This window comes from Brevundimonas vesicularis NBRC 12165, assembly GCF_001592205.1.
Taxonomy (GTDB): Bacteria; Pseudomonadota; Alphaproteobacteria; order Caulobacterales; family Caulobacteraceae; genus Brevundimonas; species Brevundimonas vesicularis.
Genome location: NZ_BCWM01000031.1, coordinates 1 through 11,922 on the forward strand (window position 1 = coordinate 1; position 11,922 = coordinate 11,922).

At 66.7% G+C, this 11,922-nt stretch carries 9 protein-coding genes; 6 read left to right on the forward strand and 3 right to left on the reverse strand.

Going from position 1 to position 11,922, the window contains the following annotated elements:
• On the forward strand, positions 1–188 hold a 188-nt coding region (locus tag BVE01S_RS17180), incomplete at its 5' end, for a hypothetical protein (protein WP_218015944.1).
• Between the two features lie 55 nt (positions 189–243).
• Here BVE01S_RS17180 and BVE01S_RS16230 read toward each other — a convergent pair.
• Both BVE01S_RS16230 and BVE01S_RS16235 read right to left on the reverse strand, forming a co-directional pair.
• The gene (locus BVE01S_RS16230) at positions 244–669 is read right to left on the reverse strand and encodes a CBS domain-containing protein (protein WP_066629871.1); all 426 of its coding nucleotides are present in this window, start codon (positions 667–669) and stop codon (positions 244–246) included.
• A 103-nt stretch (positions 670–772) separates the two neighbouring features.
• Positions 773–1,444, reverse strand: a complete 672-nt coding sequence (locus tag BVE01S_RS16235; protein WP_205678480.1) for a rhomboid family intramembrane serine protease — start codon at positions 1,442–1,444, stop codon at positions 773–775.
• A gap of 119 nt (positions 1,445–1,563) precedes the next feature.
• On the opposite strand from BVE01S_RS16235, the gene hfaA reads away from it, so the two are divergent.
• The 4 genes from hfaA (at position 1,564) to BVE01S_RS16255 (ending at position 7,199) form a co-directional block, all read left to right on the forward strand.
• A complete protein-coding gene (hfaA, locus tag BVE01S_RS16240; protein WP_039247052.1) occupies positions 1,564–2,004 on the forward strand; it encodes a holdfast anchoring protein HfaA in 441 nt (146 codons plus the stop codon).
• Complete coding sequence (gene hfaB / locus BVE01S_RS16245; RefSeq protein WP_039247049.1) at positions 2,001–3,017, forward strand: holdfast anchoring protein HfaB; 1,017 nt, start codon at positions 2,001–2,003, stop codon at positions 3,015–3,017. The genes hfaA and hfaB overlap by 4 nt, the downstream gene beginning before the upstream one ends.
• Positions 2,944–4,203: a holdfast anchor protein HfaD gene (gene hfaD, locus BVE01S_RS16250; protein WP_240612070.1), complete on the forward strand. Its 1,260-nt coding sequence runs from the start codon at positions 2,944–2,946 to the stop codon at positions 4,201–4,203. The genes hfaB and hfaD overlap by 74 nt, the downstream gene beginning before the upstream one ends.
• A gap of 110 nt (positions 4,204–4,313) precedes the next feature.
• Positions 4,314–7,199, forward strand: a complete 2,886-nt coding sequence (locus tag BVE01S_RS16255) for a M16 family metallopeptidase (protein WP_066629878.1) — start codon at positions 4,314–4,316, stop codon at positions 7,197–7,199.
• 128 nt (positions 7,200–7,327) lie between these two features.
• Here the strand turns inward: BVE01S_RS16255 and BVE01S_RS16260 are convergent, their stop codons facing one another.
• A complete protein-coding gene (locus tag BVE01S_RS16260; RefSeq protein ID WP_174523856.1) occupies positions 7,328–8,230 on the reverse strand; it encodes a hypothetical protein in 903 nt (300 codons plus the stop codon).
• A gap of 316 nt (positions 8,231–8,546) precedes the next feature.
• Between BVE01S_RS16260 and ileS the strand changes: the two genes are divergently transcribed.
• Entirely contained in the window at positions 8,547–11,582 is a 3,036-nt protein-coding gene (ileS, locus tag BVE01S_RS16265) for an isoleucine--tRNA ligase (RefSeq protein ID WP_066629880.1), read from the forward strand.
• Positions 11,583–11,922 lie beyond the last annotated feature (340 nt).

The window sequence follows — 11,922 nt, forward strand, 5'->3', positions numbered from 1 at the left end:
AAAAACCCGTCGGCGATTCGATTGGAGCGCGGAACCTAGTTAAACCAACCGATGAAAGCAAGAAGTTTTTCACTTCTTTCTTCCGTGGGACCTTGGAGATTGTCATCCCCGCCGCCCCGCCGGCCGGCCCGTTTCCGAGCGAGGCGGCTCTATACGGAGAGGCTGATTTGTCAGCAAGCGGATTCTGACAGTCCAGGGGAAGTTTCTCGCAAAACCGGAATCGGCAAACGGCGGGCGCCCCTCTCACCCCGCAATATAGGTCCGCAAGCTCTCGGCCTCATGGACGTGTTCGGCGATCTGGCATTTCACCACGTCGCCGATGGAGATGACGCCGACCAGACGATCCGCCTGCATGACCGGCAGGTGCCGGATGCGCCGATCAGTCATTCGGGTCATCAAGGCCGACATCTCCTCGGCCGGCTCGGCATAGATCACCTTGGCCGTCATATAGTCGGCGACCGGACAGTGCAGCGCATCGGCGCCATCGGCCGCCAACGCCTTGACCACATCGCGTTCGGAAAACACCCCGACCACCTGATCGCCGTCACAGACGACCAGCGCCCCGACCCGCTTCTGCTCCAGTTCTGCGCACGCCTGCGTCACCGTCAGATCCGGCGCGATGGAGAAGACGGCGTTTCCCTTGGTCTTGAGGATTTCGGCGACGAACATCGCGGTCCCCTTTCTCTAATAAGAGACGACCGCAGGGCCGGAATGGCGACAGGGCCGCTCAGAGAGCGATGATTGCTCACCCCCCGTCTGGAATCAACGCGCCTCACGCATGAAGCGCGGCCCCGCTTCCGAACATCCGCCCCAAGGGACCGATGGCCAAAAAGCCAACGACGAAGCCGACCGCGTGGGCCTCCCAGGCGATCCTGGCCCCTTCGGCGCCGGGCAGGCCGCCGATCATTCCGGTCACGGCGTTGACCGCCATCCAGGTGATGGCTGCGCCGATCACGCGGCGATCGCCCATCGGCAGCACCCTGCCCTGTCCACCCAGCAGTCGCGTTGCGGCGCCGATCAGGCCGAAGACGGCGCCGGACGCGCCGACCATCGGCTCGCTGGATCCCCAGTGGATCAGTCCATAGCCCAACGACGCCAACACGCCGCACACCAGATAGAAAAGCAGAAAGACCGTCGGACCAACCTTGGTCCCGAACAGCCGCGCCACCGGCGTCCCGAACACCAGCGCCGCCACCGCATTCATGATGGCGTGGGTCCAGCCGCCGTGCAGCAGCATGGCCGTCAGCAGCCCGCCCCACCGCCCCTGCTCCAGATCAATGGGCGCGAACGCCATGCTCATGCCCATATCGGGCAGGTCGCGCTGGAAGAAAAAGAGCGTCGGCATCGATGCCGCGATCAGCAGCACGACCAGCGGCACGTTGAACATCGGCTCTCGCGCCGGGCGGCTGTTCGGCGGATCGAATCGACCGGATGCGTCTGACATGACGCCACAAATGCTCAGTGACCTGCGTCACATCAAGCGCTTCTTAATAACCTTAATGCAGGTTGGGGTGCGGATCACGCTCGTGGTCCGGCGTTCGTTTGTGCGCGAGGAACCCCGGAATGCCCGCCAAGAGGCTGTTTGTATCCACCGCCGTCATGGCCTTCGCCGCTGCTGCAAGCGTGCCGGCGATCGCGCAGTCGACGGGTTCGGGCGGCGCTGCGCGCTTCCAGCAGGGCTATGGCGGCGCGCGAACGGCCGCCAATACGGCCGCGACCGGCTATACCCGCGACGCCAACGGCAATCGTCTGATCGTCAACGGCATCATCCAGTCCGGCGCTTCATCCTATTCCAGCCAGTCCGGCGGCGCGGCCTCGGCCTATGCCGGCGCAGGCGCGTCCAGCAACGGCGGCACGACCATCGGCGGCTCTACCGCCATAGGCAATCAGCTGAACGTGGTGGTCCAGGGCAGCCGCAACACCGTCATCGTCAACTCGACCCAGACCAACACCGGCGCCATCAACGCCGGTACGGCCCTGAACGGGAATATCAACCTGCCATGAGCCGCCGTCATCTCATCAAGGGGTCCGCCGCCGTCTCGGCCGTCGCCCTTCTGCTCGCCGGCTGCGTCAGCCCGGTCGCGGGTCCGTCGGGACAGTATGCGACGCCGATCGGCAATGCGCCGGTGACCGCAAACCCCACGCCCTATTCCGCCGCGCTGTATTGCCTGGCCGACTACGCGCGTCGCTACAACCTGCCCTCGCCGCGCATGGCCGTGGGCCGTATCAGCGACTACACCGGCACAGTGTCGTCCGACGGCGGCCGCCAGATCACCGGCGGCGCCTCCCTGATGGCCAACTCGGCGCTGGCCAAGGCCGGCGCCCGCATCGTCGAACGCTACGACACCTCGGTGTCCGAGCTTGAGCTGCGCTACGCCAACAACAAGCTGATCGGCGACCAGGCCCCCGACGCCAAGGGCCCCGAGGACACCCAGTACCGCCGCATCCTGGCAGGCCAGGTGCCGGGCTCTGACTTCTATGTCGTCGGCGGCATCACCGAGGTGAATTACAACATCCGCTCCGGCGGCTTCGACATCGCCGGCGGCGAGGTCGACAGCAACCGCCCCGGCTCGGGCATCGTCAATCACCGCGTCTATGTGATGAATATCGCCATGGATCTGCGCCTGGTCCAGACGACCACGCTCGAGGTCGTCGATGTCGTCTCCTATCAAAAGCAGATCATCGGGCGCGAAATCTCGGCCGGCGTGTTCGACTTCCTGAACGGCAACGTCTTCGACATCTCGGCCGGCACGGGCGGGATGGAGCCGACGCAGCTGGCCGTCCGCGCCCTGGTCGAACGGGCCACGGTCGAGTTCATGGCCAACCTCTATGGCGCGCCCGGCCCCGAAATCTGCCTGAACCCCGCCAACGATCCGCTCGGCGATTCCACGGTCGGTCCGACCGGCGGCTATTATCCGGCCTATCCCACTCAGGACACCAACAATGGCCAGACCCGCGCCGATCCGTCTCGTTGGCATGATGGCCGCGACGGCGACGTTCGCCGCACTCGCCACTGAGGCGAGCGCCCAGCAAACGCCGACCTGCGATCCGCAAGCCGGCGAAACCTGCTCCAGCACCCAGACGCAGACTGGCGATGTCACCGGCCAGGTCGATCTCAATGTGTCTGTGGACCAGCTTACGGTCAGTACTAGCGCCCAGGGCAATGCGCTCTCGGGTGGGGTTACGGGGACGTCGGCCAGCCTAGTGTCGCGCCAGTCGATGACCGGAGCCACTGTGGCCCCCAGCACCGTTATCGTGAACGGAGAGGCCGACGGCCAACTCAGCGTCGATACGACCGCGCGCGGCAACTATCTCGGCGTCACCACCGATCGCGCGACCTTCGCCGTGGACGCCAGCCAGTCCGCGACCGGCGACCGGGTCGAGGCCGGAACCTATGTCCAGGCGCCGAACGGCCGCGTTTTGCAGGGTGGTTTCGCGACCAGCACCGCCGTCGCCAACGCCGTCGCCCTGGGCGGCCCCTCCTCGTCCCTGACCGGCGTCATCGACCAGAGGGCCCAGACCACCGTCTTCGCCGAGACCGTCGCCGACGTTCAATACATCCCCGCGCCTGCGACCTTCTCGTCCCAGGCCGTCGCCAATGCGGTCCAGACCAATACGACCGGCGCCTCGCACCAGGATCTGGCCATCCGCCAGTCCAACGCCGCCTCGACGACCGAGGCGCGCACCGACGTCTATGTCGACAACGGCTGGGACCTGACGGTCGGCGCCAACGCCGGGGCCAATCAGGCGATCACCGCCAACGCCGGCGGCTCCATGCTGATCCAGACGGACCAAGCCAACGCCGGCCGCGTCCGCGCCGACGCCCGCGTCCAGACCAACCTCCAGGGCCAGACGGTTCTGGCGGCCCGCAGCGTCGCCAACGAGACCGTCGCCGGCAACAACGACATCTATCTGAAGCTGGACAACACCCAGTTGAACACCGGCGGGGTCGAGGCCAACGCGACCTATGTCGGCGTCAACGGCTATGACGCCTATGTCGGCTCCGACGCCGTCGGCAATGCGGTGACGGGCTATGCCTGTTCCCAGTGCGGCGGAGACGTCAACGTCAACAACAACCAGACCAACAGCGGCAATGTCACCGCGACCACCAACGCCACGGTCTCGTCCGGACGCACCGCCGTGATCGGCGCCAACGCCGTCGGCAACAGCGCCAGCTTCTACATCAGCCGCCCCGGCGGCTGATCCGAACATGACAAGTCGGTAAGGTTCGCCAGCCCCGCTTGTGGCGAAGGCAAGCACACTTTACACATCCGGCATCGCGCCATCGGGGGTTGCGGTTTCGGAGTGATACTATGCGTTCTGCGCGTCATCTACTGCTTGTCGCCGTCTCGGGACTGGCCCTGACCACCGGGGCGTTCGCCGCCCCTGCTCTCGCCCAGACCACGCCGCCCGCTGCGGCCGCCGCCGGTCAGGTCGCGCCGTCCGCCCCCTGGGCCCAGGCCGCCAGCGACATTCCCGCCGATCCGGCCGTCCGTTACGGCCTGCTGCCCAACGGCATGCGCTACGCCCTGCTGCACAATGCGACGCCTCCGGGTCAGGCCTCATTCCGTCTGCGCATCGACGCCGGCTCGCTGATGGAGCGCGACGATCAGAAGGGTCTGGCTCACTTCATGGAGCACATGGCCTTCAACGGCACCAAGGACGTGCCGAAAAACGAGATGCTGCGCATTCTGGAGCGCCTGGGCCTGGCCTTCGGCGCCGACACCAACGCCTTCACCAGCTTCGACCAGACCGCCTATATGCTGGAACTGCCCAACACCAAGGACGAGACGGTCGATCCCAGCCTGCACATCCTGCGTGAGATGATGTCGGCGGCCCTGATGGCGCCGGACGCCATCGATTCCGAGCGCGGCGTCATCGTCGGCGAGGAACGCACCCGCGACACGCCCCAACTGCGCGTGCTGAAGACCCAGCTCGGCCTTCTGGCCCCCGGCCAGCGTCTGTCGGAACGCCTGCCGATCGGCGACCTCGACATCATCCGCACCGCGCCGCGCCAGCGCTTCGTCGACTTCTACGACGCCTACTATCGCCCCTCGCGCGCCACCTTCATCGCCGTGGGCGACTTCGACGTGGATGCGATGGAGGCCAAGGTCCGCGAGGCCTTCGGCGATTGGAAGCCGACCGCCGCCGATGGTCCCGAGCCCGACCTGGGAACCGTCGCCCCGCGTCAACCGCAGACCAGCATCCTGGTCGAGCCGGGCATCCAGTCCTCGATCCAGATCAACTGGATCAAGGCCCCGGACCTCAGCCCCGACACGGCCGCCGAACGCGCCGCCGACGTCCGTCGCGGCCTGGGTCTGGCCGTGCTGAACCGTCGCCTGGGCGAGATCGCTCGCGCCGACAACCCGCCCTTCATCGGCGCCGGCGCCGGCTATCAGTCGCTGTTCGACAGCCTGGACGCCGGCACCCTGTCGGTCGCCTTCAATCCCGGCGGCTGGCAGCGTGCGCTGGAAAGCGTCGAGCAGGAAAGCCGTCGTCTGGCGGAATACGGCGTCAGCGACGCCGAGCTTCAGCGCGAAATCGTCAACACTCGCACCGCGCTTCAGAACGCTGTCGCCTCGGCCGCGACCCGTTCGACTCCGGCCTTGGCGACCGGCCTTCTGGGCACCGTCAACGACGACCAAGTGTTCAGCTCGCCCCAGACCAATCTCGATCTGTTCAACAAGGCCGTCGAAGGCCTGACCGTCGATCAGGTCAATCAGGCGACCAAAGCGGTCTTCGAAGGCCAGGGCCCGCTGCTGCTTTTCAGCTCGCCCGTGCCGGTCGAGGGCGGCGAGGCCGCCGTCACCGCTGCGCTGGAAGCCTCACGCAACACTCCGGTGCAGGCCCGCGCCGCCGAGGCCGAACTGAAATGGCCCTATGACAACTTCGGCGCCCCGGCGGTCCCCGCCGCCCGTTCGGAACTCGCAGATCTGGGCGCGACCCTGGTTCGCTTCCCGAACGGGACTTTGCTGAACATCAAGAAGACCGACTTCCGCGCCGATCAGATTCTGGTCAGCGCCCGCACCGGCCTTGGCGAGCTGGGCCTGCCTGCCGACACCCTGTCGCCCTTGTCGATGGCCAGCACCGTCCTGGCCCCCGGCGGTCTGGGCAAGCTCAGCCTGGACGAAATGAACCGCGTCCTAAGCGGCCGCACCTACAGCGCCGCGGTCAATCAGGCCGGCGACGCCTATATCTTCGCCGGCGCCACCAAGCCCGCCGATCTCCAGCTGGAGCTTCAGGTCCTGGCCGCCTACCTGACCGATCCGGGCCTGCGCGGCGCCTCGTTCGAGCAGACCAAGGCCATGTTCCCGCAGATCCTGGCTCAGTTGAGCGCCACGCCGCGCGGCGTCTTCCAACGCGACGCCTCGGGCCTGCTGGCCAGCGGCGACGCGCGTGAGACGACCCCGACCGCCGAACAGATTGCTGCGATCCAGATCGACGACATCCGCTCGGGCGTTCGCTCAGCCCTGGCCCAAGGCCCGGTCGAGATCACCGTCGTCGGCGATGTTGATATCGACGCGGTCATCGCCGCCGTCGGCTCGACCTTCGGCGCCCTGCCCTCGCGCGGTCAAGCGCCCACACCGCCCGCCGGCTCGACGGTGCGCAAGTTCCCGGCCCCGACCACCACGCCGGTCCAGCTGTATCACACCGGACCCGCCGAACAGGCGCTGGGCTTCGTCGCCTGGCCGACCACCGATCAGGTCGAAGATCGCAAGACCGCGCGTCAGCTGTCGATCCTGTCGGACGTGCTTCAGCTGCGCCTGAACGATGAAATCCGCGAGAAGCAAGGCCTGGCCTATTCGCCCAGCGCCGGCTCGACCGCCTCGGACACCTATCCGGGCTACGGCTTCATCTCGGTGACCGCGGAAACCCCGCCGGCCGCCCTGCCCAAGCTGTTCGAGACGGTCGACGCCATCGCCGCCGACCTGCGCGACAATCCGATCAGCGAGGACGAACTGAACCGCGCCCGTCGCCCGGCGGTCGAGCGCATCCGTCGCAGCATGGCCGACAACGGTTATTGGCTGACCCAGCTGTCGCAGGCCCAGAGCGATCCGGCGACGCTGGACCAGACCCGCAACCAGATCGCCACCCTGGAAGCCGTCACCGCCGCCGACCTTCAGGCCCTGGCTCGCCAGTATCTGCAGTCCGACAGCGCCTGGCGCGCCACCGTCACCGCTCAATCGGCGGCCCAGTAACGCATACGAAAAAGGCCCCGGTTCTCGCGAACCGGGGCCAGTCGTCAGGATCGTCGACGGAGAGCCGACGGTCGCCTTATCTCATGTCTCGCCTGATCGGCGGCTGAACGGGCGTGTTTAGGTCCGGTTCAGAAGACCCGGCCGCCGACGCCGCCGTCCAGGGTGATCACCCCGGTCAGCACGGTCGCGCTCTCGACCTGTTCCTCGCGGTATTCGGTGTATTCCTCTTCGCGGTACATCGTCAGGATCTTGATCCCGGCGCCGTAGCGACGCAGCAGCGAACGCTCGTTGCAATCCCGCTCGGGCTTCTCGGGCCGGCATTCCAGCTTGCCGCCCGTCCCGTACCACAGCGCCTCATGCTTGCGGCAGGTCAGGGTCGTGCCGTGATCGAAGCTGACGTCGCCGTTGTAGTCGGCGATGGTCGCCTGCAGCCATGTGCCCGACAGGCAGCGATACAGCTCGCCCTCGAACCCTTCGGCGATCTCGCGGTCCGGCCGCACTTGTGAGGCGGGGTGCGGCACCTGGCGGTCGTCGATGCAGACGGCCTGGATGACGACCCGCTTCATCATGCTGCGGAAGGCGCTGTAGGGGGTACGCACGGTCTGGGCGATCACGCCCTCGACGGCCAGGCCCTGGATGGTGGTCGGATAGGGTTGATCGACGCTGACATAGGCCGCGCCGCCGCCTCCGCCGAAGCTGTTCGAGAACCCGCCGGCCCGCGCGTTGACGTAGGAGCGCGCGCCCGCGTTGGCGTTGGCGCCGGCGCCCGCGTTCGCATTGGCGCTCGCGCCAAGGTTCACGTTCACATTGACGTTGGTGTTGATGTTGCCGTTCCAGTTTCCACCGCCGCCAGGACCGCAGTTTCCACCGCCGTTGCAGGGCGGCGGCTCAGGCGGAGGCGGAGGCTCGCACGAGGTGCAGGGCGGCGGCTGACAGCCGGACGTGCATTGCGCCAGCGCGGCTCCGGCGCCCGCCGAGACGGCGAGACCGGCCGCCAGGCCCAGCATCCATTTCGTGATCCGCAGCCGCATCGGCGGGAACTCCCAAGCGAATATCGTGTCGGCCGAACAAGATTCCGGCCGATCCTCCCGTCACAAAACCGCAAAAGCCTTTCGTTTCCGTTGATGAGGCCTGCGCTTCGGGATGGCGCAATGCCGCATCCGTCTGCTAGACCGCCCGCACAATGACCGTCCGCGTCTCCATTCGCCTGATTTCGATTAGCCGCCCGGCGTAGCGCTCCTGGGCCTGATGGCCCCGTGCACGCCGGGAACGAAAGCCCTCAAGCAGCGCGAAGCGCGATAGGGCGAAGAGAACAGCGACCTAATTTTCAAGACGCCGAGACGACCCATGGCCGACGCCCCCGAAAACAGCTCTGAATCCAGCGCCCGCGACTATCGCGACACTGTCTTCCTGCCCGAGACGCCCTTCCCCATGCGCGGCGGCCTGCCCCAGAAGGAGCCGGTCATCCTGGAACAGTGGGGCGACCTCTACGGGACCCTGCGCGCCGAGCGTCAGAGGCAGAACGCCCCGCTCTATGTCCTTCACGACGGCCCGCCCTACGCCAACGGCGATATCCACATCGGCCATGCGCTGAACAAGACGCTGAAGGACTTCGTGGTCCGCAGCCGGTTCCTCTTGGGCTACGATGTCGATTACGTCCCCGGCTGGGACTGCCACGGCCTGCCGATCGAGTGGAAGATCGAGGAACAGTTCCGCGCCAAGGGCCGCCGCAAGGACGAGGTGTCCAAGGACGAGTTCCGCGCCGCCTGCCGCGACTACGCCGGCAAATACATCGACCTGCAACGCGACCAGTTCCACCGGCTGGGCATCGTCGGCGACTTCGCCAACCGCTACGCCACGATGGACTTCACCTCCGAGGCGGCCATCGTCGCCGAGTTCCACAAGTTCAAGAACTCGGGTCAGCTCTATCGCGGCTCCAAGCCCGTCATGTGGTCGCCGGTCGAGCGCACCGCTTTGGCCGACGCCGAGATCGAGTATCACGACCACGTCAGTCCGACGATCTGGGTCAAGTTCCCGGTCACGGGCGTGTCGGACGACCATCCCGACGACCTGCTGGCCTTCCGCTCCAGCACGCCCTCTATCGTCATCTGGACCACCACGCCCTGGACCATCCCGGCCAACCGCGCCATCTCCTACGGCCCCGAGATCGCCTATGGCCTGTATGAGGTCACGGCCATGGAGGAAGGCCTGGAGTTCGCGCCCTGGGCCAAGCCGGGCGACCGCCTGATCCTGGCCGACAAGCTGGCCGAGGAGGTGTTCAAGGCCGCCAAGATCGCCGCTTGGACCCGTGTCTACGACATCAATCCTTCGGGCCTAGAGACCGCCCACCCGCTGGCCGCGCTCGACAGCGGCTACGGCTTCTCCGTGCCCCTGCTCGCCGGCGATCACGTCACCGACGACGCCGGCACCGGCTTCGTCCACACCGCGCCCGGCCACGGCGCTGACGACTTCGAGGTCTGGAAGGCCCACGGCCATCACGAGGTGCCCGACACCGTCGATCCGGACGGCGCCTACTACCCCGGCGTCCCCCTGTTCGCGGGCCTGAAGGTGCTGGAGACCGAGGGCAAGAAGACCGGCAAGTTCGGCCCCGCCAACGGCGCCGTGATGGAGAAGCTGATCGAGGCCGGCAATCTGTTGGCGCGCGGGCGGCTGGAGCATTCCTATCCGCACAGCTGGCGCTCCAAGGCGCCGATCATCTTCCGCAACACCCCCCAGTGGTTCATCCGCATGGACACTCCGCTGGAAGGGGGGCCGCTGAAGAGCGGCGACACCCTGCGAGAGACGGCGCTGAACGCCATCGACGCCACCGCCTTCCATCCCGTCGCTGGCAAGAACCGCATCCGCTCGATGGTCGAGGGCCGTCCCGACTGGCTGGTCAGCCGCCAGCGCGCCTGGGGCACGCCTCTGGCCATGTTCATCGACAAACAGACGGGCCAGCCCCTGCATGACCCCGAGGTTGACGCCCGCATCGTCGCGGCTGTCGCCGAACACGGCGCCGACATCTGGTTCACCGCGCCCGACAGCGATTTCCTGGGCGCCCACGACCCGGCCCGCTACGAAAAGGTCGAGGACATCCTGGACGTCTGGTTCGACTCCGGTTCGACCCACGCCTTTACGCTCGACCCGCGCCTGCCGGAAAACGGCTACACCGGCGACCGTCCCGCCCACTGGCCCGCCGACCTCTATCTGGAAGGCTCCGACCAGCACCGCGGCTGGTTCCAGTCGTCCCTGCTGGAAGGCTGCGGCACCCGTGGCCGCGCCCCGTTCAAGGCGGTCCTGACCCACGGCTTCACCCTCGACGAGAAGGGGGAGAAGATGTCCAAGTCCAAGGGCAATACGACCGACCCCCTGACCATCATCAAGGAGTCGGGCGCTGACATCCTGCGCTTGTGGGTCGCCTTGGTCGACTATTCGGACGACCAGCGGATCGGCAAACAGATCCTGCAGACCACGGTCGACGCCTATCGCAAGCTTCGCAACACCGTCCGCTATCTGCTGGGCGCCCTGGCCGATTTCGACGAGGCCGAACGCCTGCCGCTGGACCAGATGCCGCCGCTTGAGAAGTTCGTCCTGCACCGCCTGCACGAGTTGGACGCTCAGGTCCGTGCGGCTTACGGCGAATACCGCTTCCAGGACGTCGTCCGTCCGGTGCTGGAGTTCTGCGCCGGCGACCTGTCGGCCCTGTATTTCGACATCCGCAAGGACGCCCTGTACTGCGACCGCCCCGACAGCCTGCGCCGTCGCGCCGCCCGCACGGTGATGGACGAAGTCTTCATGCGCCTCACCGCCTGGCTGGCCCCGCTGACGCCCTTCACGATGGAAGAGGCCTGGACCACGCGCTTCCCCGCCGCCGGCTCCAACTGCGCCCGGGTGATCCCCGACACCCCGGCGGTATGGCGCAACCCGGCCGAGGCCGAGCGTTGGGCCAAAATTAAGCGGGTCGTCCTCGGTGTCACTTGGGCTGCTGAGCGCGCACGGGACAAAAAAGAAATCGGTAACATCCTAGATGCACAGGTTTGGGTGTCTGCTCACCCAGATTTAGTGGCTGCGTTTGATGTCGAAGGCATCTCACGGGATGAATTCGCGGCCGAAGTCTTCCGAAGCAGCCTTGCTCACTTGGAACCGCGAATGCCCGCCGATGTGCTGGAAACGCCTCAGTTGGGCTTCCCCTCGTCACAAGCTTACTATCTCGCCGGTCCCGGTCCCTATGGGGCTCAAGAAACGGTCATTGAGGCGCTGGACTTGCCCAAATGCGCCCGCTCCTGGCGCCGCGTCCCCGACGTCGGCTCCGACCCCGCCTACCCCGACCTCTCAGCCCGCGACGCCGACGCGGTTCGGTACTGGGACCAGACGCACGCCTGATCGCACCAAAGTCTCCTCCCCGCTCTGCGGGGAGGGGGACCGCGAAGCGGTGGAGGGGCTCTTGACGCCGCTTAAGCGCCGGGATGCGCTGAAGAGCCCCTCCGTCTCTCCGCTGCGCTTCGAGCCACCTCCCCATGAATGGGGAGGAGACGATGCTCAGCCATCGCAATGCCGCTGGTTCATCCGCAGCGATTTCAACCGCTTGCCGATTTATGTCCCCCGTCTCCCATCCACGGGGTCAAACGGCCCCATAATACGCCCGTCTCGTCGCATGGAGGGCTCGCCTGGCCTGCGACCTTGCGGCGGCGGGAGCGGAGGGAACGGGGGCGATGGTGAGACT

Coding starts and splice junctions, on each gene's coding strand:
- BVE01S_RS16255 (WP_066629878.1), top strand. CDS start 4,314: ATGCGTTCTGCGCGTCATCTACTGCTTGTCGCCGTCTCGGGACTGGCC.
- BVE01S_RS16235 (WP_205678480.1), bottom strand. CDS start 1,444: ATGTCAGACGCATCCGGTCGATTCGATCCGCCGAACAGCCGCCCGGCG.
- BVE01S_RS16260 (WP_174523856.1), bottom strand. CDS start 8,230: ATGCGGCTGCGGATCACGAAATGGATGCTGGGCCTGGCGGCCGGTCTC.
- BVE01S_RS16230 (WP_066629871.1), bottom strand. CDS start 669: ATGTTCGTCGCCGAAATCCTCAAGACCAAGGGAAACGCCGTCTTCTCC.
- ileS (WP_066629880.1), top strand. CDS start 8,547: ATGGCCGACGCCCCCGAAAACAGCTCTGAATCCAGCGCCCGCGACTAT.
- hfaB (WP_039247049.1), top strand. CDS start 2,001: ATGAGCCGCCGTCATCTCATCAAGGGGTCCGCCGCCGTCTCGGCCGTC.
- hfaA (WP_039247052.1), top strand. CDS start 1,564: ATGCCCGCCAAGAGGCTGTTTGTATCCACCGCCGTCATGGCCTTCGCC.
- hfaD (WP_240612070.1), top strand. CDS start 2,944: ATGGCCAGACCCGCGCCGATCCGTCTCGTTGGCATGATGGCCGCGACG.